Origin of the sequence: Aeromonas sp. R10-1, from assembly GCF_040908465.1 — a bacterium.
Taxonomy (GTDB): Bacteria; Pseudomonadota; Gammaproteobacteria; order Enterobacterales; family Aeromonadaceae; genus Aeromonas; species Aeromonas caviae.
Genome location: NZ_JBFODT010000004.1, coordinates 25897 through 49994 on the forward strand (window position 1 = coordinate 25897; position 24098 = coordinate 49994).

Sequence of the window (24098 nt, forward strand, 5' to 3'; positions counted from 1 at the left end):
CAAGAAGGAGCCCATGAGGCTCCTTCTTTGTCATTGTGTGCTGGCACTGCGACCCGGGTAACGGCTCAGCCCTTGTAGGCGGGCAGCAGGTCCACCATGTTGAGCAGGTGGAAGGCGGCGGTCAGCACGCCGAACAGGATCACCAGGACGATCATGAAGAGGCCGCCGGGGGCGCGGAAGCCCTCGCCACCTTCTTCACGCCGGGCCGCCCGCACCTTCCAGGCCAGCAGGGGCGGGATGATGCAGGTCCACAGGGTCGCCACGGCGCCCGCATAGCCGATGGCCACCAGGAAGCCGAACGGGAACAGCAAGGAGAGCACCAGGGGCGGCAGGAAGGTCACCGCCCAGGACTTGGCGCGGCCACCCCGGCTATTGTCGAACTTGAACAGATCCGCCAGGTAGTCGAATACCCCGAGCCCCACCCCGATGAAGGAGGAGAGGATGGCCGCCATGGAGAAGGCGTTGAGGGCGCTGGCCACCGCCTTGGACTCGATCACCGAGCCGAGGGCCTTGAGCAGGGCATCCACGTTGCCCCCCTCTGCGATCACCGGGCCGAACTCGCTGCGGGGCAGGTTGCCAAAGACGCTCACCAGCCAGATGAGGTAAAACGCGAGCGCGATCAGGGTGCCCCCCAGAATGGCGCGGCTGGCACGGCGCTCTTCACCGTAGTAGGCGCGCATGGAGGAGACCGAATGGTGGTAGCCGAACGAGGTGAGCGCCACCGGCAGCATCACCAGGGCATAGGGGGCGTAGCTCACTTCGCTGCCCACCCGGTCGAGCAGCAGATCGAGGCGCACGTTCATCGACAGGCCCGAGATGCCGAAGGCAAAGCTCAGCCCCATCAGGATCACCAGCAACACCGAGATGCGGTCCACCGCCCGGGTGGAGTGCCACACCAGCAGGGAGAAGGCCAGGGTAAAGAGCACGGACGCCCACTGGCTGCCCATCCCCGTCATGCCGTCGATGATGAGACCGGCCGAGGTGATGTAGGCATAGAGCAGGATGCCGCCGACGAAATAAACGCTGAGATTGTTGAGGGCGTTGACCTTCTCCCCCAGCAGATCCCGGGTCACGGTATCGAAGGAGACGCGCAGGGGATAGCCCCGATAGGACTCCAGCAGCATCCAGCCGGAGACCGTCATCACCACCATGGTCAGTGCCACCGCGAGCATGGACCAGAGGGTCCAGGCGCCCGCCCCCGCACTCGGCAACCCCAGCATGCCGGCCCCCACACAGACGCCGGCAATGATGCATGCCCCGCCCACCAACGATGGTTTCTGTTCCATTACTCCCCCAAACGGATTGTCGACTGGTCACGGCACACCGCCGTGCTTCTCCTGCGTTCGCCACTGCTGGCGCCGGGGGACTTTACCCTGCATGCCTTCGGGTATCAAATCCGGAGGGGAAATGGGGGGAAACGGGCCGGATCCTGCGCCCCATCCGTGGAATATGTTCGGGATGGGGCCAGGTTCAGCACACCAGGGTCAGCCGGTGTAGACGGGCAGCAGACCCGCCATGGCCATCAGGTGGAAGATGGCGGTAAGCACCCCGAAGACGATGACGGCCACCACCATGGGCTGGCCGCCGGGGGCCTTGAACCCCGCCTCGTCCGGGGCCAGCTCCCGGGACTTTTTCGCCAGCAGGGCCGGGATGATGCAGGCCCAGACGGTCGCCGCGGCCCCGGCATAGCCGATGGCCACCACGAAGCCGAACGGGAACATCAGGGAGAGCGCCAGGGGGGGCAGGAAGGTCACCGCCCAGGATTTGGCCCGCCCCCGGCGGCTGTTGTCGAACCGGAACAGATCCGCCAGATAGTCGAACACCCCGAGCCCCACCCCGATGAAGGAGGAGAGGATGGCCGCCATGGAGAAGAGGTTGATGGCCTGGGAGACCTGCCTGGACTCGATCACCGAGGCCAGCGCCCCCAGCAGCACATCCACGTCCCCCCCCTTGGCGATGACGGGGCCGAAGGCGGGACGAGGCAGGTTGCCGAAGATGCTGAGCAGCCACAGCAGATAGAGCGCCAGGGCGATCAGGGTCCCCCCCAGGATCGCCTGCCTGGCTTTCTGCTCCTCGCCGTAATAGGCGCGCATCGATGCCACCGAGTGGTGGTAGCCAAACGAGGTGAGCGCCACCGGCAACATGGCCAGGGCGTAAGGGGCGCGGCCCAGCTCCTCGGCAAAGGAGTTGAACAACTTGGCGGTGTCGATCTTGCTGGCAAGCCCGGAGACCCCGAACACGAAGCTCAGCACCATGAAGACGATCAGGACGACCGAAATCCTGTCCACCGCTCGGGTCGAATGCCAGACGAACCAGGAGAACACCAGCACGAACAACACCGAGGCCAGCTGGCTATTGATGCCCAGCAGGCCGCCCAGAATGAGACCCGACGAGGTGATGTAGGCATAGAGCAAAATGCCGCCCACGAAATAGACGGTGAGGTTGTTGAAGAGATTGATCCTGCGACCGAGCAGATCCTTGGTCACCGAGTTGAAGGAGGCGGTCAATGCGTAGGGTTTCAGGGCTTCCAGCAGCATCCAGCCTGAAACCGTCATGACGACCATGGTAAGAATGATGGCGAGGGTTGACCAGCTGGTCCAGGCCCCGGCTCCCGCGCTCGGCAGCCCCAGCATGCCGGCACCGACACAGACGCTGGCAATGATGCAGGCCCCTCCAATGACGGACGGTGTTGATGTCATGTGTGTCACTCCAAATCTTTCACAGAGCAGTGAAAAAAAAGGGCACAGAAAAATCTGTGCCCCTGACTCGTTATGCTTCTATCAATTTTTTCTGCGTCTTGCCGGCTGACGGGTCGTTATGCTCGACCTCTTTCAGTCTGGCGGTGAAGTGGCGCAGCACGGCCGGCTCGTAAATGAAGTCGAGCCCCTTCACCCGGTGGGCGTTCTTCTTCACCTCGCCGAAGGCCTCGATGACAAAGTCCATGTGGGTCTGGGTATAGGTGGCACGGGGAATGGTCAGGCGCAGCAGCTCCGCCGGGCAGGGGTGCTGCTTGCCGGTGGCGGGGTCGCGCCCCAGCAGCAGGGAACCTATCTCCACCGCCCGGATGCCGGCGACCTTGTAGAGCTCGCAGGCCAGGGCGTGGGCCGGGAACTGATCCGCCGGGATGTGGGGCAGCAGCTTGCCCGCATCCACGAAGGCCGCATGGCCCCCTGCCTGCTGGCACACCACGCCGATGGCCTCCAGCCCGTCCACCAGGTACTGCACCTGGCCGATGCGATAGGCCAGCCAGTCCTGGCGCATGCCGTCCCGCAGGCCCACCGCCAGGCGCTCCATGGCGCCCCCTTCCAGGCCGCCATAGGTCGGGAAGCCCTCCTGCACCACGCACAGGGTGCGGCACTCGGTGTAGACGTCCAGCATGCTGTCATCCTTGAAGCACAGCAGCCCCCCCATCTGCACCATGGCATCCTTCTTCGCCGACATGGCGAGGCCGTCGGCGTACTTGTAGGACTCCCTGGTGATCTCCTCGATGGTCCAGTTCGCGTAGCCGGGCTCCCGCTGCTGGATGAAGTAGGCGTTCTCGGCGAAGCGGGCGGAGTCCATGATGACGGGGATGTCGTACTTTCTGGCGATCTCGTACACCGCCTTCAGGTTGGCAATGGAGACCGGCTGCCCCCCGGCGGAGTTGCAGGTGATGGTGCTGACGATGTAGGGCACGTTGGCGGGGCCCGCCTCCAGGATGGCCTCTTCCAGCTTCACCAGATCGAAGTTGCCTTTGAAGTCGGCGGTGACCGAGGTATCGAACGCCTCCCTGGTGTAGACGTTCTTCGCCACGCAGCAGTTGATCTGGGTGTGGCCCTGGGTGGTGTCGAAGAAATAGTTGGAGAGGGCCACCATCTTCTTGCGATCCAGCCCCTTCTCCTGCTCCCGCTTCTTGATGAGCACGGGGATGTAAATCTGCTCGGCGCCGCGCCCCTGGTGAGTGGGGATGGTCAGGGAGTAGCCGAAGATCTCCTGCACCGCCTGTTGCAGGGCATAGTAGCTGCGGCTGCCGCTGTAGGCCTCGTCACCGCGCAGCATGGCGGCCTGCATGTCCTGGGTGATGGCGCCGGTGCCACTGTCGGTCAGCAGGTCGATGAAGACGTCTTCGCTGTCCAGCAGGAAGGGGTTCATGCCCGCCCGGACAATGGCCTCTTCCCGATAGGCACGGGTGGTGCGCTTGACCGGCTCGATGACACGAATACGGAAGGGTTCGGGCAGATGCTTGAAGTTTTCCATAATATAAACACCCCAGATTTAAATATTCAGAATGAGTCTCTTCCCCCGCCGAAAATAGAATGTCCGGCAGGTGGGAAATATTGGTAAATAGGTGCACGATATCGCCTCGCCAGAATAAACAGGCGAAGACGGGTGCAGCTATTTCAGTTCAGGAATGGAGGCGGGCTCGTGGCATGGCAGGCATGCCGTGCCGCCACGGGGAATTACAGCGGGAAGAAGAACGCGATCTTATGGTCCAGGGTAAACCACTTGGGATAGCTGACCTTGATATTCATGTTGTTGCTCATCCAATTGATATTAACAACGCCAAATAACAGCACCCATTATGGTGGCGAGCGCTATATGATCAATTGCAATATGAGCAAAGTGGGATGGCGCTAACAATTTGGCGGGGGATTTTTATACAGCTTATTATCGCCAATCCGAAAGATCCCCCCATCATCCACCTTTTTCCCTTTCCCCCTCAGTGGGTCAACCAGGGCAGCCGCTGCAACAACTCGTAGCGGTCAGGGATCGGTGTCTGGCTGACCCAGAGATCCAGCAAGCCGTAAGCAAGCAGCGGCAACACCAGCAGCAACAGACAGAGCAGTCCCAGCAGTTGGCGGGGGACGAGTCGCTGCCCTTGCGTGCCAAGATGCAGGGCATCGGCCCGCTTGGGGCAGGCGGCCACGCAGCTCTGGCAACTGGTGCACTCGAGGCTCTGCACCGCGATGAGCTGGTGCACCTGGATGCGCGAGGGGCAAACCCGGCTGCACTTGTCACAATCGTGGCCCAGGCTTCGCAGGCAGCGGGCCGGGTCGCGGCGAATGCGCACTGGGGTCAGCAGGCCGAGCAGGGCGAACCAGGCGCCATAGGGGCAGAGGTAGCGGCAGAACCCTTGCCGGAAGGTGGCGGTGAGCAACAACACCCAGCCAAGGCACAGGCCCGAGATCAGGGTCAGGTTGAAGAAGAAGGCCCCCATCTTCATGTCCGCCGCCTGATGGTAGGGGGTGGCGAGGTAGCCGGACAGGGCGGCGGCGGGTACCGCCAGCAATATGATGAAGAGCAGAAAACCGAGCACCAGAAACTTCTGGCCGCGCAACACGGCATCGAGCCAGCGCGGCGGGGTCCACTCCCCCGGCAACAGGCGCGAGCGCAGGCCGTGCAGCCACTCCCCCACCAACCCGAGCGGGCAGAACCAGGCACAAAACGCCCGACCCAGCAGCAGGGCCGATAGGGAGAGCACCAGCACGGTGACGGTGGCCGCCGGGTGGTGGGGGTCCCTCAGCCCCTGCCCGAGCCAGGCCCGCAGCCCGAGACCACCGGCGATGGGCAGGAAACCGTCCACCACGTCAGGGCGTACCAGCCAGGGAACCGTCCCCCGTGCCAGCAGCCAGATATAGACCCCATATTGCACCGACACCAGCAACCAGCAGAGCAGCAGCAGATGACGCGCCCACTCCCGCAGCGGCTGACTGCCCAGCTCGTCCAGTGCGGGGAAGGGCTGGATGCGATGAAGCAGGCTGAGACTGCCGACCACCAGCCCCAGGCCAAGCCAGAGGCTGACATCTGCCGCCGCCAGCCAGGCAATGACCAGCACTCCGAGGGAGAGTCGAGATGACCAGCCCGGCCCCGTTTTCAACACCAACAGGACCAGATAGACCAGTCCGGCCACCATGGTCATCGCCTCAATCACGCTCATGCATCCTCCACTGCGTACACCCGATCTGGCGGCAAGGATAACCAACATCTGATTTGATTATTTTGATCTGCATAGGCACAGGGGGAGATTCGGGCCAGTGCCCCTGCCCGCGATTGAGCCTTATGCCTTGCGGCTGTGGAACAGCGGCTGGTCGGATTCGGCCTGCTCGGCCCAGAAGTGGATGTTGAAGCGGGCATCCTCCGACAGCTCGACCCTGTGCCAGTACTGGGGTGGGCTGGTGGCAAACTCCCCGGCCCGGATCACCAGGCTCACCTCGGGCTCCTCGGCCTGCTCGTTGGCAAAGCCGTGATAGGTGACGGTGCCTTCCATCACGCAGAGTTGGCCAAACACCCCGGCCGCGGTGTTGTGGTGGGTGAGCAGGGCCTGGGGCACATTCTCGCGGGTGAAGAAGGGGGTGGAGCGACGCACCACCCAGTGAGACGGGATCAGTTGCATGGCCATATCGGTTCTCCTTGAGTGGCCGGGTCGACCCGGCCGGTGCAATGAAAGGGGTTAACGGGGCAGCTGGCGCAGCAGCGGGAAGGCGGCACTCATCTGATCCCCACCCACCACGAAGCCGCACAGCTTGCCATCTTCGCCGTGCGCCTCGGCCACCATGCCGTGACTGTTCCAGCGGCACTGCCAGGCAAGATCCTCGCCCCGGGTAAGGCCCGCCAGTTGCAGCGGGTAGCGCGGCGTCTTCACCTTCACCAGCATGGGGGGCAGGGCCAGCGGGGTTGGCGTGCCGAGCAGGGTGCGCGCCAGCGCATTGGCCCCCAGCACGATGGGTTGCAGGAAGGGGAGCAGCTGGCCCTGCCACTGCACGCAATCCCCCAGCGCGAAGATATGGGGGTCGCTGGTCTGCAGCCGATCGTCGACCAGGATGCCACGCTCCACTGCCAGCCCGGCCCCACGGGCCAGGGCCAGATTCGGCCACAGGCCGATCGCGGCGATCACCAGATCTTGCTCGCTGACGCGCCCGTCGGTCAGGGTGACGCGCCAGCCATCCCCCGGCTGGGCATCTATCCTGGCGAGACCCGTCCCGAACTGCAGACTGACCCCCTGGGTGCGCAGGGCCTGTTGCAGCGGCTGGGTCAGGGTAGCAGGCAACAGGGCGCTGAGCGGGCTATCGGCCAGATCCAGCAGGGTGACCTCGCGGCCATCGCTCGCCATGTCCATCGCCAGCTCGCAGCCGATGAGCCCCGCCCCCAGCACCAGGATGCGGCGGGCCTGGCGCAGTTGCGCCTCGATGGCGGCGTACTCCTGCTGGCTGTTGAGGGTGACCAGGTGTTCGCTGCCCGGCAGATCGGGGCGCGCCGCGCTCGCCCCGGTGGCCAGCACCAGCTTGCCGTAGGGGAATTCCCCCTGCTCGGTCAGCACCAACCGCCTTGCTGGGTCGATGCCATGCACCGGGCAGTGGGGCAGCAGCGCGATGCGCTGCTGCTCGGCAAAATCGCTGCCGCTCTGGCGGGTCATGGCCGCGGCAGGGCAGCCCCGACTCACCACGTGGCTCAAGTCGGGCTTGTTGTACTCGTCACCGCTGTCGGCGGTGATGAGGCGGATGGGCTGCTCGGCATCCAGCTTGCGCAGGCTCTTGACCAGCTGCTGGGCGGCGAAGCCGCTGCCGATCACCACTATCTCCCGGCTGATGCCGGCGTCACTCTGCGTTGCTGCGCTCATACACAGACCTCCACGGCGCAGGGTTCAAATACCTCCTTGCCGATGCCGCAACCCGGGCAAAGGAAACTCTCCGGTACCTGGGCCCAGGGGGTGCCCGGCGCCACCAGCTGATCCGGCTCGCCCAGCGCCGGGTCATAGACCCACTGGCAGACGGTGCAGAGCATGGCCTGGTCATCGTCCCATTCGGCGGCGGCCGCTGCGGCTTGCGGCTCAACAGCAGGCATCGCGAGGACGGGCGTCACGGTTGTCTGGGTTGTGGTGATCGGGCGGGGTGCGTCCAGCGGGTGCAACGCCCACTGACGGGCGAGCTGGCGGCCATGCTCGCGGCATTCGGCCAGCGCCGAACCATCCGGGCGCCACTTGGCCTTGAGGGAGATGCTGATGTCAAAGCCTGCGTCCATCAATCGGGTCTGGATCCGGTCCACCGCACCGCCGGTCCAGCCGTAGCTGCCGAAGGCCGAGGCACGCTTGTTGCGAAAACGCAGGCCGGTGATCTCCTCGAGCATGCCCGCCACCTTGGGCATCATGACGTTGTTCATGGTGGAGGATCCCACCAGTATCCCCTTGGAGCGGAACACCTGGGTCAGGATCTCGTTCTTGTCGTGGCGGGCCACGTTGTAGATCTTCACCGCCACGCCGGGGTCCACCTCGTGGATGCCCTGGGCGATGGCGTCGGCCATCATGCGGGTGTTGTTGGACATGGAGTCGTAGAACAAGGTGATGCGATCTTCCTGATAGTGGTCGGCCCACTCCAGGTATTTCAGGATGATCTGGGTGGGGTCCTCGCGCCAGACGATGCCGTGGGAGGTGGCCACCATGCTCACTGGCAGGTTGAAGCCCAGCACCTCTTTGATCTTGGCGGTCACCAGGGGGCTGAAGGGGGTGAGGATGTTGGCGTAGTAGCGCTGGCACTGCTCCATCAGCTCGCTCTGATCCACCTCGTCGTTGAACAGGTGCTCGTCGCAGTAGTGCTGGCCGAAGGCGTCGTTGGAGAAGAGCACCGCATCCTCGGTCATGTAGGTCATCATGCTGTCGGGCCAGTGCAGCATGGGGGTCTCGATGAACACCAGCTGCTTGCCGTTGCCGATGTCCAGGCTGTCACCGGTCTTGACCGGGTGGAAGTTCCACTCCGGGTGGTGATGATGGCCGGTGATGGAGTCGATGGCGTTGTGGGTGCAATAGATGGGGGTGCCGGGGATGCGGGCCATCAGCTCGGTCAGGGCGCCAGCGTGATCCTCCTCGGCGTGGTTGATCACCACGTAGTCGATGGAAGCGAGATCGATCTCGGCCGCCAGGTTCTGCACGAACTCCCGGCTGAACTTGTGATCGACGGTGTCGATCAGCACGTTTTTCCCTTCGCGGATCAGATAGCTGTTGTAGCTGGTGCCCTTGTGGGTCTTGTACTCGGTACCGTGGAAGTCGCGTACCTCCCAGTCCCGTTGGCCGACCCAGTGGATGTTGTTCTTGACGTGAATGCTCATCAGGCAGTTCCTCGAATGCAATAGTGGATGTTCGACTGAACCAGCTATTGCAGCGGACGTGCCAAAATGTAACTCATTGTTTTTAATGGTTTCGCATATCACACATTGTCATTATGACACCATGCCTTTATAGTCAAAATCACAAACACACTGTCATTTGGACAATTATCGTGATCTCGACCGACAGCCTGGCGCGCATCGCCCTCGACCTGCAACTCGGCATCTCTCATCAGGACCGCTTCCACCGCCTGATCCAGAGCGTGCGCAGCCTGCTGAACTCCGATGCCTCGGCCCTGCTGCGCTACGAGGGGGGCCAGTTCATTCCGCTGGCCATCGACGGCCTGATGCAGGACGTGCTGGGTCGCCGCTTCGCCCTCAAGGATCACCCACGCCTCGAGGCCATCGCCCGCGCCGGGGATGTGGTGCGCTTCCCTGCCGACAGCGCCCTGCCCGACCCCTATGACGGCCTGCTGCCGGATCACGACGACTTCAAGGTACACGCCTGCGTCGGCCTGCCGCTCTTCTCGGATCAGACGCTGATCGGCGCCCTGACCATAGACGGCATGAACCCGACCCAGTTCGACGGCATCAGCGACGAGGAGCTGCGGCTGGTGGGGGCCCTGGCCGCCGCCGCCCTCGACAACGCCCTGCTGCTGGAGCGGCTCGCCCGCCAGAGCAGCGAGCCCCTGGTCCCCGGCACCCGGCCCGGCCCTGAGCAGCCGGAGATGATAGGGCACTCCCCCGCCATGGCCCGGTTGCGCCACGAGATAGACGTGGTGGCAAGCTCCGAGCTGAACGTGCTGATTTTGGGGGAGACCGGGGTCGGCAAGGAGCTGATCGCCAAGGCGGTGCATGGCGGCTCGCCCCGCGCCCATGCCCCCCTGGTCTATCTCAACTGCGCCGCCCTGCCCGAATCCGTGGCCGAGAGCGAGCTGTTCGGCCACGTGAAGGGGGCCTTCACCGGCGCCATCCACAATCGGGCGGGCAAGTTCGAGCTCGCGGACAAGGGCACTCTGTTTCTCGACGAGATAGGGGAGCTCTCCCTGGCGCTGCAGGCCAAGCTGCTGCGGGTGCTGCAATACGGCGATCTGCAGCGGATCGGTGACGACACCCCGCTCAAGGTGAATGTGCGCATCCTGGCGGCCACCAACCGGGATCTGAAACAGGCGGTGGTCGAGGGGCAGTTTCGGGCCGACCTCTACCACCGGCTGAGCGTCTTCCCGATCCACGCCCCGGCACTGCGGGAACGTCCGGGCGACATTCCCCTGCTGGCCGGTTACTTTTGCGAGCGCTGCCGGCTCGGCCTGGGGCTGGAGCAGCTGCGTATCCAGCCACAAGCGCTGCAACTGCTCGAGCGCCACGACTGGCCCGGCAACGTGCGGGAGCTGGAGCACGCCATCCACCGCGCCGCCGTGCTGGCCAGGGCCGAACAGGGCAGCCCCTCGCCGACCCTGAAACCCCACCACTTCAACCTGGGACCGACGGGCTCATCCCTTCCCGCCGACACCGTCAGCCAGCCCGCCTCTCCGGCCATTGCTGGCCTCGGCCTTCGCGCCGCCACCGATCTGTTCCAGCGCCAACTCATCGAGCAGACCCTGACGGCCCATGACGGCAACTGGGCCGCCAGCGCCCGGGCGCTGGATCTGGACGGCGGCAACCTGCACCGCCTCGCCAGGCGGCTCGGTCTCAAGGCCTGACGCCCCCAGATACGAGAGGGGCCCAAAAACAGAAACCCCCTCGCTGGCGAGGGGGTTTCTTGTTCATGGCACCCGTGGCGCCGTCAGCGCAGGGACTTGACCGAGCGGCGGACGATGAGCTCGGGCTGCACCGTCATGGACTCCACTTCCAGCTCCTTGTTGCGGATCCGGCTCACCAGTTGCTGCACCGCCAGCAGGCCGAGCTCGGCCTTGGGGTGGCGGATGGTGGTGAGCGGCGGGCTGGAGAAGCGCGCCATCTCCACGTCGTCATAGCCGATCATGGAGATATCGTCCGGCACCTTGACCCCGGCCTCCCAGGCGGCGCAGATGGCACCGATGGCCATGGGATCGTCGAAGGCAAAGACCGCGGTCGGGCGAGGGGTGAGGGCCAGGATGCGCTGCATGGCATCGAAGCCGCTCTGGCTCTCGTAGTCCCCTTCGAAGATCTGCTCTTCTTTCAGGGTCATCCCCTGTTCAGCCAGGGCATCGCGCACCCCGTCCAGCCGTTGCTGGGTAGTCGGCTTGGCGAGATGGCCGGTGATGCAGACGATGTTGGTGTGGCCCTGCTCCAGCAGATGGCGCACCGCCAGACGCGCGCCGATGCGGGCGTTGTCGTTGATCACGTTGGCGAAATCGCACTCGTTGCCCCAGTCCAGCACCACTTGCGGCACGTTTTTGTGGATACGCAGCATGTCCCTGAACTGGGTGTCGATATCGGTCCCCAGCACCAGCAGGCCGTCGACCCGCTTCTCCATCAGCATGCGCAGATAGTGCTGCTGGCGGGGCGGCTGGTTCTCGGTGTTGCACAGGATCAGGCTGTAACCCTGCTCGAAGCAGTAGGCTTCCACCCCCTGTACCACTTCCGCGAAGAAGGGGTTGGCACTGGTGGTCACCAGCATGCCGATGGTCTTGGTCGAATTGATCTTGAGACTGCGCGCCACCGAGTTGGGCGCGTAGTTCAGCTCTGCCACCGCCTCAAGCACTTTCTGGGTTGCGTCTTCGCTGACCCGACGGGTGTGATTGAGTACATGTGAGACGGTGGAGATGGATACGCCTGCGCGCGAGGCGACATCCTTGATAGTTGCCATCTCTGTCTCCTGAATAACAAAGGCGGAACAGTAGCAGATTTCCCGAATAAAGGCTTGGTTTTAACGGGCGCTGCCAGTGAATTATCAATGCTGGCTAATCTATGCGGTCATTTCTTTTTGCGCAAACGGATTTTGGTCAAAATGAGAGCGGACGCAGAATGAAATATCGTCAGTTTTTTACTCTGGAAATTGTCACCATGACAATTTGTTATCTGTATGTTGCGCCATCGCAACAACATTAAACTCCAATAAACAGCAATAAACTGCGTGTTAGTTTCACAAAACCCCTCTCGCGCCTGCTCCGGTTAGTATCTTTAACATCTTGTTATTGCCCGGCGAGGAATGATAGAACCTTATCTATCGCCGGGCTGGCGGGACACAGGCTCGGAATGACGTGCATAAAATGAAACAATTCACTGATTAAGGGACGAATCAATGCATAACTTCAGCAAAATGGCAGTCAGAGCAGCGGTTTCTTTGGCTCTGTTTGGATCAGTTTCCATGGCCAATGCGGCCGATACCATCAAGATCGGCATTGCCGGCCCCCTGACCGGCCCGGTCGCCCAGTACGGTGACATGCAGTTCACCGGCGGCAAGATGGCGGTCGAGCAGATCAACAAGGCGGGCGGCATCAAGGGCAAGCAGATCGAAGCCGTCATCTATGACGATGCCTGCGATCCCAAACAGGCCGTGGCCATCGCCAACAAGGTGATCAACGACGGCGTCAAGTTCGTGGTCGGCCACCTCTGCTCCGACAACACCCTGCCCGCCTCCGACATCTATGAAGATGAAGGGGTCCTGATGGTCACCCCCGCCTCCACCAACCCCAAGATCACCGAGCGCGGTTACCAGCTGACCCTGCGTACCATCGGTCTGGACAGCGACCAGGGCCCGACCGCTGCCAAGTACATCATCGAGCAGGTCAAACCCCAGCGCGTGGCCGTCATCCACGACAAGAAACAGTACGGTGAAGGCATCGCCTCCAGCGTGAAAGCCGCGCTGGACAAGGCCGGCGTCAAGGTCGTTGCCTATGAGGGCATCACCGCAGGCGACAAGGACTTCTCCGCCCTGATCGCCAAGCTGCAGAAAGAGAACGTCGACTTCGTCTACTACGGCGGCTACCACCCCGAGCTGGGTCTGATCCTGCGCCAGGCTGGCGAGAAGGGTCTGAAGGCCAAGTTCATGGGTCCGGAAGGCGTGGGCAACAAGGACATCTCCGCCATCGGCGGCCCGGCTTCCGAAGGCCTGCTGGTGACCCTGCCGAACAAATATGACCTGGTGCCGGCCAACGCCCCCATCGTAGAAGCGTTCAAGGCCAAGGGTCAGGACTCCTCCGGTCCGTTCGTCTGGACCACCTACGCCGCCATGCAGGCCCTGGCGGCCGGTATCGCCAAGGCGGGCGAGGATGATCCGGCTGCCGTCGCTGCCGCCATCAAGGCCGCACCGATCGACACCGTGATGGGCCCCCTGACCTGGGCGCCGAACGGTGACCTGAAAGGCTTCGAATTCGGTGTGTTCCAGTGGCACGCCGACGGTACCTCCACTCAACTCAAATAATCTGCCGGTCGGGGTGACGTGAGTCACCCCTCCTTTCTTTGCGGGCAAGTACACAGGGAACGCGGTATGTCCGAACACCTTCTTTATCTGGTTCAGCAGTTGCTGAACGGATTGACCATAGGCAGCACCTATGCGTTGATCGCCATCGGCTACACCATGGTCTACGGCATCATCGGCATGATCAACTTCGCCCACGGCGAGGTCTACATGATCGGCTCCTATGTCGCCTTCATGGTGATGGCCGGGCTCATGATGATGGGCATCGACAGCACCGTGCTGCTGCTGGGGGGCGCCTTCCTGGTCAGCATCATCATCACCGGCAGCTATGGCTGGTCCATAGAACGGGTGGCCTATCGTCCACTGCGGGGCGGCAACCGCCTGATCCCCCTCATCTCCGCCATCGGCATGTCGATCTTCCTGCAGAACATGATGCGGATGGCCCAGGGCTCGCGTGACATCGCCATGCCCACTCTGCTCTCCGGGGGCTGGACCCTCGGCGGCGAGGATGGCTTCCAGGCCAGCCTCTCCTACATGCAGCTCATCATCTTCGTGGTGACCTTCGTCACCATGCTGGCGTTGACCCAGTTCATCGGCCGCTCCCGCATGGGGCGTGCCTGCCGTGCCTGTTCCGAAGACATCAAGATGGCCAACCTGTTAGGGATAGACACCCACGTGGTCATCTCCATCACCTTCGTGCTGGGGGCCGCCCTGGCCGCCGTCGCGGGGGTGCTGCTCGGCATGTACTACGGTGTCATCAACCCCTATCTCGGCTTCATGGCGGGCTTGAAGGCCTTCACCGCCGCGGTATTGGGCGGCATCGGCAGCATTCCCGGCGCCGTACTGGGCGGCCTGCTGCTCGGCGTGGTGGAAGCGCTCACCGCGGGCTATCTCAGCACCGAGTACAAGGATGTGATGGCGTTCGCCCTGCTCATCTTCGTGTTGCTCTTCATGCCCACCGGCATCCTGGGTCGTCCGGAGGTCGAGAAGGTATGAAAAACCAATCTATGCATGCCCTCGTGCTGCTGTTCATGACCATCACTGGCATTCTCGGCCGTCCGGAAGTGGAGAAAGTCTGATGAAACGTCAATTTATCCATGCCTGCATCGCCAGCCTGGTGCTGCTGGTGCTCTCCTTCTGGCTGCTCGGCTTCAAGCTGGAGACCGATGGCTCCCGCCTGCTGGTGGTGAGCCGCCTCGATGTATCGCTGGCCTGGCTGCTGGGGGGCGCCACCATCGTCTTCTGGTTCCAGATGCTGCGCGGCCAGATAAGCCGGCTGTTCCAGGCTTCCATCAGCGGCTTCTCCGTCGGTTTCACCAAGCTGGTGCTGCCAAGCCCCGAAGAGGCCCCCAAGCTCTATAACCTCACCGCCGTGCTGGTGCTGCTGTTTGCGGTGAGCTGGCCCTTCATGGCCTCTCGCGGCGCCATCGATCTGGCCACCCTCACCCTGATTTACATCATGCTGGGGCTGGGACTGAACGTGGTGGTGGGCCTCGCCGGTCTGCTCGACCTCGGCTATGTCGGCTTCTATGCGGTCGGCGCCTACAGCTACGCCCTGCTCAACACCTACTTCGGTCTGAGCTTCTGGGAGTGTCTGCCCATCGCCGGTCTGCTGGCGGCCACCTTCGGCTTCCTGCTCGGGTTCCCGGTGCTGCGGCTGCGGGGGGACTACCTGGCCATCGTCACCCTGGGCTTTGGCGAGATCATCCGCATCCTGCTCAACAACATGACCACCCTGACCGGCGGTCCGAACGGGATCTCCGGCATTCCGAAACCGACTCTGGGGGGGCTCGAGTTCAACCGCACCGTCAAGGATGGGGGCTTTGGCACCTTCCACGACTTCTTCGGCATCGCCTACAACGCCAACCACAAGGTGATCTTCCTCTACCTGATGGCCCTGGTGCTGGTAGTGGCGACCCTGTTCGTCATCAACCGCCTGCTGCGCATGCCGCTCGGCCGTGCCTGGGAGGCGCTGCGGGAAGACGAGATCGCCTGCAAGTCCCTGGGGCTCAACCCCACCATCATCAAGCTGACCGCCTTCACCATAGGCGCCTGCTTCGCGGGCTTTGCCGGCAGCTTCTTCGCCTCGCGCCAGGGCTTCATCAGCCCGGAATCCTTCGTCTTCATCGAGTCGGCCATCGTTCTTGCGATTGTGGTGCTGGGGGGCATGGGATCCCAGATCGGGGTGGTGCTGGCGGCCATCGTGATGACGGTGCTGCCGGAGCTCGCCCGCGAGTTCAACGAATATCGCATGCTGATGTTCGGTCTCTTGATGGTATTCATGATGATCTGGCGGCCGCAGGGACTGCTGCCCATGAGTCGACCCCATATGGAGCTGCGTAAATGAGCAACAATCAACCATTGTTGGATGTCTCAGATCTGTCGATGCGCTTTGGCGGCCTGCTCGCGGTCAACGGCGTCAAGCTGGATGTGGAAAAGGGGGAGGTGATCTCCATCATCGGCCCCAACGGGGCGGGCAAGACCACCATCTTCAACTGCCTGACCGGCTTCTATCGCCCGAGTGGCGGTGTCATTCGCTACAAGGGTGAGGAGATCCAGGGGTTGCCCGGCCACCTCATCGCCCGCAAGGGCATAGTGCGGACTTTCCAGCACGTGCGCCTGTTCAAGGAGATGACAGCGGTGGAAAACCTGCTGGTGGCCCAGCACAGGCATCTCAATACCGGCTTCATCGCCGGCCTGTTCAAGACCCCCTCTTTCCGCCGTGCCGAGAAAGAGGGGCTGGAGCAGTCCGCCTTCTGGCTGGAAAAGGTGGGCCTCAAGGATCTCGCCAACCGCGCCGCGGGCAACCTGGCTTACGGCCAGCAGCGCCGCCTCGAGATCGCCCGCTGCATGGCGACCCGGCCCGAGCTGCTGATGCTCGATGAACCGGCCGCAGGCCTCAACCCCAAGGAGACCGACGAGCTCAACGAGCTCATCTCCAACCTGAGGGACGAGTTCGGGGTCTCGGTGCTGCTGATCGAGCACGACATGAAGCTGGTGATGGAGATCTCCAACCGCATCTTCGTGGTCAACCAGGGCACCCCGCTGGCCCACGGCAAACCGGACGAAATCCGCAGCAATCCGGCGGTGATCAAGGCCTATCTGGGCGAGTCGTAAGGACAAAAAGATGTTAGAACTTCGCAACGTATCGACCCACTACGGCAAAATTCAGGCGCTGCACGACGTCAGCGTCGAGGTGAAAGAGGGGGAAATCGTCACCCTGATCGGCGCCAACGGCGCCGGCAAGACCACTCTGCTGATGACCCTGTGTGGCGAGCCCAAACCCAGCAGCGGTTCCATCTGGTTCGAGGGGGAGCAGATAGACTCTCTCACCACCGCCCGCATCATGCGCAAGGACATCGCCGTGGTGCCGGAGGGGCGCCGCATCTTCGCCCGCCTCACGGTGGAGGAGAACCTGCTGATGGGGGCCTTCTTCGTCGACAAGGCGGAGCAGCGCGGCCTGCTGGATCAGATATTTACCTTGTTCCCCCGCCTGCACGAGCGGCTGGAGCAGCGGGCAGGCACCATGTCCGGCGGCGAGCAGCAGATGCTGGCCATCGGCCGCGCCCTGATGAGCAAGCCGCGCCTGCTGCTGCTGGATGAACCCTCCCTCGGATTGGCGCCCATCGTCATCCAGCAGATCTTCGACACCATAGAGCAACTGCGCCAGAAGGGGATGACCATCTTCCTGGTGGAGCAGAACGCGAACCAGGCGCTCAAGCTGGCGGATCGCGGCTATGTGCTGGAGAACGGCCGGGTGGTGCTGCAAGACACGGGAGAGGCCCTGCTGGCCAACCCCGCCGTCCGCCAGGCCTATCTCGGCGGCTGAGGATGCAGCAACCATCGTCACCCTTCCCCTGCCGCGCTCCCCGAGCCTGGCAGGGGAACAGCCCCCCGCCGAGGAGCACATTGTGAGCCGTGCGCGGGCGACGCAGGATCAGCACCACTTCTGGCACGATCCCGCCCTGCCCTTCATCGAGGCGCGGGCGGTGCAGGATGGCCGGCGCGTCTGCTATGACAAGCACAGCCACCCCCACTTCTCCATCGGTGCCATCACCGGCGGCCACAGCCACTACCTCAACCAGCGCAGCCTGCAAGAGGTCGGCCGCGGCAGCCTAGTGCTGATGAACCCGGAAGAGGTGCATGCCTGCAATCCCGTCGCTGACCAGCCCTGGTCCTATCTGATGTTCTACATCGACAACCTCTGGTTGCAGCGCCAGCAGGAGGAGGCCGGGCTCGGCAACGCGTTTCGCCCCTTCGACATGACCGCAAGCCGGGATCCCCTGCTCTACCAGGGGCTCTGCCGGCTTCATCGGCAACTGGTGGAGGAGCCGGATCCCCTGGCTCGCGAAGTGGCCTGCCACCTCTTCAGCCGCCAGCTTCTGGCCAGGCTCACCCCGGCCAAGTGGGATGACCGCCCTCCCCGGCACCTGCAGCGAGCCGCCGAGCTGATGCAGGACGAGAGTGCCTGCGCCCTCACCCTGGCACAGCTGAGTGCGGTGGCCGGGCTTACCCCTTCCCACTTCGTGCGCGCCTTCAGCCGCCACTACGGCATGACGCCCCACGCCTACCTGCTCGATCAGCGCATTCGCCACGCCCGCACCCTGCTGCGCCAGGGGCAGCCCCTGGCGGAAGTGGCCCTTGCCAGCGGTTTTGCCGATCAGGCCCACTTCCAGCGCCAGTTCAAACGCCGGGTGGCCGCCACCCCGGGCCAGTACAGAGCGCAGCTCGCCCCTCAGGACGAGCGCACCAGATAGGCGGCGCTGAGCAGCAGCAAGAGCGCCATGGCCCGATTGAACCAGCGCAACCGGCGGGGAGAGACCAGCCACCCCTGCAATCGGCTGCCCGCATAGGCCCAGCAGGCGATGGAGCCGAGGCAGATCACCAGATAGATGCCGGTAAAGAGGGCGATCTGGCTCATGCCGCCCGCGATCCCATAGGCTCCCATCCCCATGCTGGCGGCGAGCCAGGCCTTGGGATTGAGCCACTGCATCAAGGCCCCGTACCAGAAGGCGGGGGGCACGCCCTCCACTTCCTCCACCTCGCCGCTGTCCACCAGCAACTGCCAGGCCATCCAGCCGAGAAAGAGCACGCCGCCCCAGTGAATGGCCCCCAGCGCCACAGGCCAGCGGGACAGGGCGCCGCCAAGACCCAGCCCCATCAGCAGGAGCAGCAGGATGAAGCCGAGGGTGGCCCCCACCACGTGGCGCAGGCTGGCCGTGAAACCGTACCGGGCGCCGGTGCCAAGGGCGACCAGATTGACCGGCCCCGGGGAGATGGACATGGCCAGGGCAAACCCGGCCATGGATAACAGCAGACTGAATTCCATGGATGATGCTCGTTCAATTGAGGGAAGTCCGAGCCTACCCAGCCTGGGCGGCCCGATATTGAAGAAAATTGCGATCCCCTGGATGCCGCCCCCATTGCACACTTAGCGCAAACCGCCGCTTGCGGTAAACTGCCCTTCAACCCTCCATTTTCAGGACATCTCAATGGACCAGTTTGCCCATATCAGCGCCCATGATGCCCACCAGAAGCTGAGCGCAGGCGAAGCCCGTCTCGTGGACATTCGCGATCCCCAATCCTTCGAGACGGCCCACGCAGTCGGCGCCTTCCACCTTACCAACGACACCCTGGTTCGCTTTATGAACGAGGTGGACTTCGATACCCCTGTCATCGTGATGTGCTATCACGGCAACAGCAGCCAGGGGGCGGCCCAGTACCTGCTGCAACAAGGCTATGACGAGGTCTATAGTCTGGATGGCGGTTTCGAGGCCTGGCGCAGGGAGTTCCCAATCCAGGCGGGGGACGCATGACAGAGGCGGGTCGCTCCTCCTCAACCGGCATGATCCAACTGCTGGTGCTGGGTGACGCACGCATGGCCCAGGCGCTGGTGGATTATCTCGCTACCCTGGGCATTCCGTGCGAGCTGACCCAGTCAGAGCTTGGCGTCTCGGTCTGGCTGGCAGACGAACGGCGCCTCGCCCAGGCCCAGCAGGAGGTCAAGCGCTTCCTGAGCGAACCCAATCACCCCCGCTACATGGAGGCCTCCTGGCAATCCGGCCATGCCGATGCCCGGATCGACTACAGCAAGGGGATGACGGATCCGGTCACCGATTTCCTCCACCAGGCGGGCCCCCTGACCCTGGTGGTCATCATCGCCTGCCTGGCCATCTACGCTCTGGATGCCATCGGCCTGCCCATCTTCGACGAGCTCGCCTTCCACCCCACCCTGGCCCAGTTCACCGACTGGCAGGCCTGGCGCTACGTCACCCCGGCCTTCATCCACTTCTCGGTGCTGCACCTGGTGTTCAACCTGTTGTGGTGGTGGTATCTCGGTGGCCAGATAGAGCAGCGCCTCGGCAGCGGCAAGCTGTTCATCCTGCTCATCGTCGGGGCTGCCCTGCCCAATATCGCCGAGTTCTTTGTCAGCGGCCCGCGCTTTGGCGGCCTCTCCGGGGTGGTCTATGCCCTGCTCGGCTACAGCTGGCTGCGAACCAGGCTGCAACCTGATTGCGGCCTCGCCATGCCGCCAGCCCTGATGGGCTTCATGCTGGTCTGGCTGGTGCTCGGCTTCTTGGACATGCTCGGCACCCCCACCGCCAACATGGCCTATTTGGTCGGCCTGCTGGTCGGCCTTGCCCAAGGCTGGCTGGACAGGCACCACAGGCCAGCCTGAGCCGATTTGCCATAAAAAAACGCCGCCCCAAGGGGCGGCGTTTTTATTGGTCGGCCGGCTTACTGCTTGAGCAGGCTGCCGTCGGTCACCTTGACCGCGGTACCGCCGCTTGCGAAGAAGCTGCCGAACTGGGTCTGCATCTCGGTGGTGACGGCGCCGGTCGGATCGAAGTTCTCGTCAGGTGCCAGCAGCGAGCTGTGCCCCCCGGCCACGAAGCGGGCCGCTCTGTGGTTGGCGGCGCCGGTGGCGGTCAGCGGTTGCAGGGCCAGGACCTTGAACAGCGGCTCGGTGCCACCCAGCGGGGCGGTGGCGATGCTGTTCGGGATCACTCGATCCGACAGGCTCAGGGCGCCGTCGCCGACGATTTCGGTGGCAAACAGCGGGAAGTCCGCCGCGATGCCGCTCCCCAGGTTGATGGGGTCTGCCGAATCCAGCACCGACTGCGCCGCGAAGCTGTAGCTCTGCAGGGTGCTGGCCGCCGTGGCCTGGGTGGCCGCATCCTGGCTCGGCAGGAACTCGTTGACGAAGCAGGTCGGCACCGCCGTCTTGCAGTTCGGGGCGTAGGCGGTGAAGGCTGCCTTCAGGGCCGCACTGCCAGCGGTCAGCACGCTCATCTGGATGGTCGGGCCGAAGGTCGGCGAGTTCAGCAACAGCGGCGCTATGCCGCCACCCGGCATGGCCAGGCCGCCAGTGTCGAACTTGAACAGGGCGTCTGCCGTCGGGTTGCCAACAGACTGGTTGGCCACCGCCAGCAGGTTGGCCCCCGCGATGGCACCCAGAGAGTGACCCAGGAAGTGTACCTTGAGGCTGCCAGCGGTGCCGATAGCCCCCTTGGCATTGGCCAGCCCCACCGCCAGACGCAGGCCCAGCAGATCCGCCACGCTCTGTTTCAGGTTGTCGCGGGCCACGGTCAGGTAGCTCAGGTTCAGGTAGGGGGTCGGGTTGTCGGAGGTGGTCACCGAGTCCATGCTGCCGGTCAGGGCGAAGCCGCGTTCACCGTGCAACGGATGATCGATCACCACCACGGCCACGTTCTTGCTCGCCTGGGCACCGGCACCAATCTGGCCAAGGGCCAGGGCGTAGGCGTTCTCCTTCACCGAGGTGACGCCGTGCTGATAGATGATCACGTCGGTGATGTTCGCCAGCGGTGCGGCGGCGAAGATCCGCATCGGGACGGACTGCACCTCTTCCAATGCCGGCAGCGGGTTGAAGCGCCCGATATTCATCTCGGGATCCAGCGCCTTGCCGCCGGAGGTGAGGGTCACCCCGATCAACTTGCTCGCCTCCGCCAGCAGCTCGGCCTGACGGCTCGGATCGGCGATGAGTTCGCCCAGCAGGGCCGGATCCACACCCGCCCCCACCAGGCCGCCGATCACTTCGGCATCCTGGGCCTTCAGGGCGTTCGCGATGGCGTAGAGGCTGGGGATGGCACCGTGCCAGGACTGGGTCTTCGCCTTGTCCCAGGAGCCGGCGGTGGTCGGGGAGGAGAGGAAGTAGGGCAGCTTGACGGTGCCGCTGTAGACGGTGGTACCCAAGGCCAGATTGTGGAGTGGAGTGCCGTCACCAAAAGCGGCGGCAATCGCATCCTTCTGCTCCTGGGGCAGGAAGTTCTCGGCGTCCAGCTGGGTCAGGAAGGGGCTGCCGCCGCTCACCGACAGGGTATAGGTGCCAGGCAGGCTGGTATTGCCCAAGGCGTCCTGCTTCCACAGGGCGGCAGCGTCCAGGGTCGGGCTCTTGAGCACGGATGCGGCCGCCCCTTTCACCGCCACCAGCACGTCGGCGCCGGACTGGGTACCGAACCAGTCGGAGAAGATCACGTGGTCGCTAGTGATGCCGGTGGCAGCCTTGAACAGCCCTTCCTGCAGCGCAATCAGGCCGCTGATGGTCTGCTCCTGGGCGTTGCTGCCGGTGCTGGTCTTGTAGTTGCTGTAGTCGCTACCCGGTCGCAGGGGGGCACCCGTGCTGTCTTTGAGGGTATCGGTCGCCACTATCATGTAGTAGGAAGAGGGGTTGAGCGGCTTGAGCGGCACCAGATTCAGCTTCCCGGTCGTCTCGGCCACCACGAAGTCCACCCCGTAGGTCAGCACCTTTTTCACGCCGCTCGGACGCAGGGCCGCACTGTCAAACTCCAGCTCCATCAGGTAGAGGGGGGCCACGGAGGCTGCGAATTCAGCAGCGGCCGGCGCCTTGACCTGGATGCCGGAGGCCGTCACCGGCACTATCTGGATCGCCTGGGTAGTCGACCAGCCATCCAAGGTGGAGAGGGCGGACACCGGGTTGGAGAGATCCGCCGTTTCCGTGGAGAATTTCAGGGTACCGTCGGTCGCACGGGCTGCCAGGGCGCTGGGTCGGACTGCATTGGAGCCGCTCAGCAGATAATCGAGATAGCTTGAGGTATCGCCTGTGTTGTCGTCACTGCCACCACAACCGCTCAGCAGCGCACTGACGACGGCCGCGTAAATTAGCTTTTTCTTCATATCCTTATCTCTTTTATGTTGTTATCCATGATGAGCCTGACGGGGTAGGGTTCAAACCCGACCGAATCATATTAACAGCAACGCAACAATTAATAAGCCTCTGGTCAGTCATCTGATCTGATTTTTTTGTGTACACCATCAAGGAATTGGAATTGATTCCCGGTGCCACAGGGTAGCAGCCAGGGTACATCAACCAGACCCGACCAGAGCCCGATGGGATCCATGGCGCAAAAAGCCGCCCCGATCTCGGCAAAGGGGACGATTTGTCGGTAGAATGGCGCCATTGCTTAAGGAGACCCCCATGATCGACCCGAAAAAACTGGAAGAGATCGCCAAACAGATACACAACGCCCTGCCCCCCGGCATTCGCAGCATGGGTGAAGAGGTGGAGAAAAAGACCCGTCAGGTCTTGCAGGCTCAGCTCAACAAGCTGGATCTGGTGAGCCGCGAGGAGTTCGACGTGCAGACCAAGGTGCTGCTGCGCACCCGGGAGAAGCTGACCGCCCTCGAGACCAAGCTGGCCCAGCTCGAGCAGCAGCTTGCTGCCAAGGGCGAATGATCCGGCGTGACCCGCCGTAGATAGCACAAACCCCAGCCAGGCTGGGGTTTGTCGTTTTTATGGGGACAACGAGTTTCTCATCCCCCCTTCTCTCGCAAGACGATAAGGGGGCAGATCGACGCTCTGCGGTTGGCCGTGGTCAGATAAACTCGTAGGCATCGCCGAAGATGCGCTCGGGCTCGGCGCCCAGCACCTTGAACTCTTCCCGCGCGGCACCGGCCATCTCGAAGCGGCCCGCCACATAGATGTCGTAGTCATGCAGGCTGACGAAGTCATCCATGATGGCCTTGTGCACCAGCCCGGTCCTGCCGGTCCAGTCGCTCTCGGGCTCCTGCACCACGGGAATGAAGGTCAGCGGCGCGTAGTCGCGCTCCCACTGCTGCATCTGCTCCAGCTCGTAGAGCCAGTGCGCCTGGCGTACCCCCCAGTAGAGGAACACCGGACGCTTGCTGCCGCTGCCGATCAGGTATTCCAGGATGGCGCGGGCATAGGAGAAGCCGGTGCCTCCCGCCATCAGGATCAGCGGTCGGGGGGATTCGTCGCGCAGGAACGCCTTGCCGGCGGCCAGCTCGACCTCGATCTCTCCCTGCTCGCGCATGCGGGCCAGCACCTGACCGGCATAGGCATTCTCGGGAGTGGCACCGATCTGCAGCTCCAGCACGCCGGAGCGGGTCGGCGAGTTGGCGATGGAGAAGGGGCGCTTGTCCGAATCGCTCATCACCACCAGCAGATACTGGCCCGGCTTGAAGCTCACCTCCTGCTGCGGCGCCAGCGCCACGTGCCAGATGGTGTCGACATATTCGCGCAGTTCCTCTACGCGGCACTTGATACGTTGCATTCTTGTCCTTGTGAGGGGCCTGCCCGGCCCGCTTCGCTCATGGTTTCACTGTTTTTATGGCGACCAGTTGGTGGTCAGGTCCGTCGAGCATACCCAATTCGGCACGGCAATACCGCACTTTTGCGTCA

22 protein-coding genes are annotated in these 24098 nt (G+C 63.4%); 10 read left to right on the forward strand and 12 right to left on the reverse strand.

The window, feature by feature from the left end; translation table 11 throughout:
• Positions 1-65 precede the first annotated feature (65 nt).
• The 8 genes from AB5Y93_RS00975 to norV form a co-directional block, all read right to left on the reverse strand.
• Positions 66-1286 (reverse strand): aromatic amino acid transporter, encoded by a 1221-nt coding sequence (locus AB5Y93_RS00975; protein WP_041214146.1) that lies wholly within the window; start codon positions 1284-1286, stop codon positions 66-68.
• 198 nt (positions 1287-1484) lie between these two features.
• The gene (locus tag AB5Y93_RS00980) at positions 1485-2699 is read right to left on the reverse strand and encodes an aromatic amino acid transporter (RefSeq protein WP_368228662.1); all 1215 of its coding nucleotides are present in this window, start codon (positions 2697-2699) and stop codon (positions 1485-1487) included.
• A 70-nt stretch (positions 2700-2769) separates the two neighbouring features.
• Positions 2770-4236 carry a tryptophanase gene (gene tnaA, locus AB5Y93_RS00985; RefSeq protein ID WP_010672391.1) on the reverse strand — a complete coding sequence of 489 codons (1467 nt, stop codon included), beginning with the start codon at positions 4234-4236 and terminating at the stop codon, positions 2770-2772.
• Between the two features lie 203 nt (positions 4237-4439).
• Entirely contained in the window at positions 4440-4523 is an 84-nt protein-coding gene (gene tnaC, locus AB5Y93_RS00990) for a tryptophanase leader peptide (RefSeq protein ID WP_069652909.1), read from the reverse strand.
• 176 nt (positions 4524-4699) lie between these two features.
• Complete coding sequence (locus AB5Y93_RS00995) at positions 4700-5917, reverse strand: 4Fe-4S binding protein (protein ID WP_368228663.1); 1218 nt, start codon at positions 5915-5917, stop codon at positions 4700-4702.
• A gap of 120 nt (positions 5918-6037) precedes the next feature.
• Positions 6038-6379, reverse strand: a complete 342-nt coding sequence (locus AB5Y93_RS01000) for a DUF1971 domain-containing protein (protein ID WP_043155426.1) — start codon at positions 6377-6379, stop codon at positions 6038-6040.
• A gap of 51 nt (positions 6380-6430) precedes the next feature.
• Positions 6431-7597: an NADH:flavorubredoxin reductase NorW gene (gene norW / locus AB5Y93_RS01005; protein ID WP_368228664.1), complete on the reverse strand. Its 1167-nt coding sequence runs from the start codon at positions 7595-7597 to the stop codon at positions 6431-6433.
• Positions 7594-9078, reverse strand: coding sequence for an anaerobic nitric oxide reductase flavorubredoxin (gene norV / locus AB5Y93_RS01010; protein ID WP_182935042.1), 1485 nt, complete (start codon positions 9076-9078; stop codon positions 7594-7596). Before norV ends, norW begins: the two co-directional genes overlap by 4 nt.
• Positions 9079-9248: 170 nt before the next feature.
• Here norV and norR point away from each other — a divergent pair, with 170 nt between their 5' ends.
• The gene (gene norR, locus AB5Y93_RS01015) at positions 9249-10775 is read left to right on the forward strand and encodes a nitric oxide reductase transcriptional regulator NorR (RefSeq protein ID WP_368228665.1); all 1527 of its coding nucleotides are present in this window, start codon (positions 9249-9251) and stop codon (positions 10773-10775) included.
• Positions 10776-10858: 83 nt separating this feature from the next.
• Here the strand turns inward: norR and AB5Y93_RS01020 are convergent, their stop codons facing one another.
• Positions 10859-11863 (reverse strand): substrate-binding domain-containing protein, encoded by a 1005-nt coding sequence (locus tag AB5Y93_RS01020; protein WP_010672385.1) that lies wholly within the window; start codon positions 11861-11863, stop codon positions 10859-10861.
• Positions 11864-12298: 435 nt separating this feature from the next.
• Here AB5Y93_RS01020 and AB5Y93_RS01025 point away from each other — a divergent pair, with 435 nt between their 5' ends.
• The 6 genes from AB5Y93_RS01025 (at position 12299) to AB5Y93_RS01050 (ending at position 18174) form a co-directional block, all read left to right on the forward strand.
• A complete protein-coding gene (locus AB5Y93_RS01025) occupies positions 12299-13420 on the forward strand; it encodes a branched-chain amino acid ABC transporter substrate-binding protein (RefSeq protein WP_039041003.1) in 1122 nt (373 codons plus the stop codon).
• 66 nt (positions 13421-13486) lie between these two features.
• Complete coding sequence (gene livH / locus AB5Y93_RS01030; RefSeq protein ID WP_368228666.1) at positions 13487-14413, forward strand: high-affinity branched-chain amino acid ABC transporter permease LivH; 927 nt, start codon at positions 13487-13489, stop codon at positions 14411-14413.
• Positions 14414-14495: 82 nt separating this feature from the next.
• On the forward strand, positions 14496-15764 hold the full coding sequence (locus AB5Y93_RS01035) for a high-affinity branched-chain amino acid ABC transporter permease LivM (protein WP_039041002.1): 1269 nt from the start codon (positions 14496-14498) through the stop codon (positions 15762-15764).
• Complete coding sequence (gene livG / locus AB5Y93_RS01040) at positions 15761-16534, forward strand: high-affinity branched-chain amino acid ABC transporter ATP-binding protein LivG (protein ID WP_010672381.1); 774 nt, start codon at positions 15761-15763, stop codon at positions 16532-16534. Before AB5Y93_RS01035 ends, livG begins: the two co-directional genes overlap by 4 nt.
• A 10-nt stretch (positions 16535-16544) precedes the next feature.
• On the forward strand, positions 16545-17246 hold the full coding sequence (locus AB5Y93_RS01045; RefSeq protein ID WP_010672380.1) for an ABC transporter ATP-binding protein: 702 nt from the start codon (positions 16545-16547) through the stop codon (positions 17244-17246).
• A gap of 82 nt (positions 17247-17328) precedes the next feature.
• A complete protein-coding gene (locus AB5Y93_RS01050) occupies positions 17329-18174 on the forward strand; it encodes an AraC family transcriptional regulator (protein WP_069652902.1) in 846 nt (281 codons plus the stop codon).
• On the opposite strand, the gene AB5Y93_RS01055 is transcribed toward AB5Y93_RS01050, so the two are convergent.
• On the reverse strand, positions 18153-18746 hold the full coding sequence (locus AB5Y93_RS01055; RefSeq protein ID WP_010672378.1) for a LysE family translocator: 594 nt from the start codon (positions 18744-18746) through the stop codon (positions 18153-18155). The two genes, AB5Y93_RS01050 and AB5Y93_RS01055, sit on opposite strands and share 22 nt — an antisense overlap.
• 163 nt (positions 18747-18909) lie before the next feature.
• Between AB5Y93_RS01055 and glpE the strand changes: the two genes are divergently transcribed.
• Both glpE and glpG read left to right on the forward strand, forming a co-directional pair.
• Positions 18910-19233, forward strand: a complete 324-nt coding sequence (glpE, locus tag AB5Y93_RS01060) for a thiosulfate sulfurtransferase GlpE (RefSeq protein WP_368228667.1) — start codon at positions 18910-18912, stop codon at positions 19231-19233.
• A gap of 29 nt (positions 19234-19262) precedes the next feature.
• Complete coding sequence (gene glpG / locus AB5Y93_RS01065) at positions 19263-20096, forward strand: rhomboid family intramembrane serine protease GlpG (protein WP_161653360.1); 834 nt, start codon at positions 19263-19265, stop codon at positions 20094-20096.
• Between the two features lie 59 nt (positions 20097-20155).
• On the opposite strand, the gene AB5Y93_RS01070 is transcribed toward glpG, so the two are convergent.
• Positions 20156-22573, reverse strand: coding sequence for a VolA/Pla-1 family phospholipase (locus tag AB5Y93_RS01070; protein WP_053288913.1), 2418 nt, complete (start codon positions 22571-22573; stop codon positions 20156-20158).
• 301 nt (positions 22574-22874) lie between these two features.
• On the opposite strand from AB5Y93_RS01070, the gene AB5Y93_RS01075 reads away from it, so the two are divergent.
• The gene (locus AB5Y93_RS01075) at positions 22875-23132 is read left to right on the forward strand and encodes an accessory factor UbiK family protein (protein WP_041212039.1); all 258 of its coding nucleotides are present in this window, start codon (positions 22875-22877) and stop codon (positions 23130-23132) included.
• Between the two features lie 139 nt (positions 23133-23271).
• On the opposite strand, the gene fre is transcribed toward AB5Y93_RS01075, so the two are convergent.
• Complete coding sequence (fre, locus tag AB5Y93_RS01080) at positions 23272-23970, reverse strand: NAD(P)H-flavin reductase (protein WP_010672373.1); 699 nt, start codon at positions 23968-23970, stop codon at positions 23272-23274.
• Positions 23971-24098 lie beyond the last annotated feature (128 nt).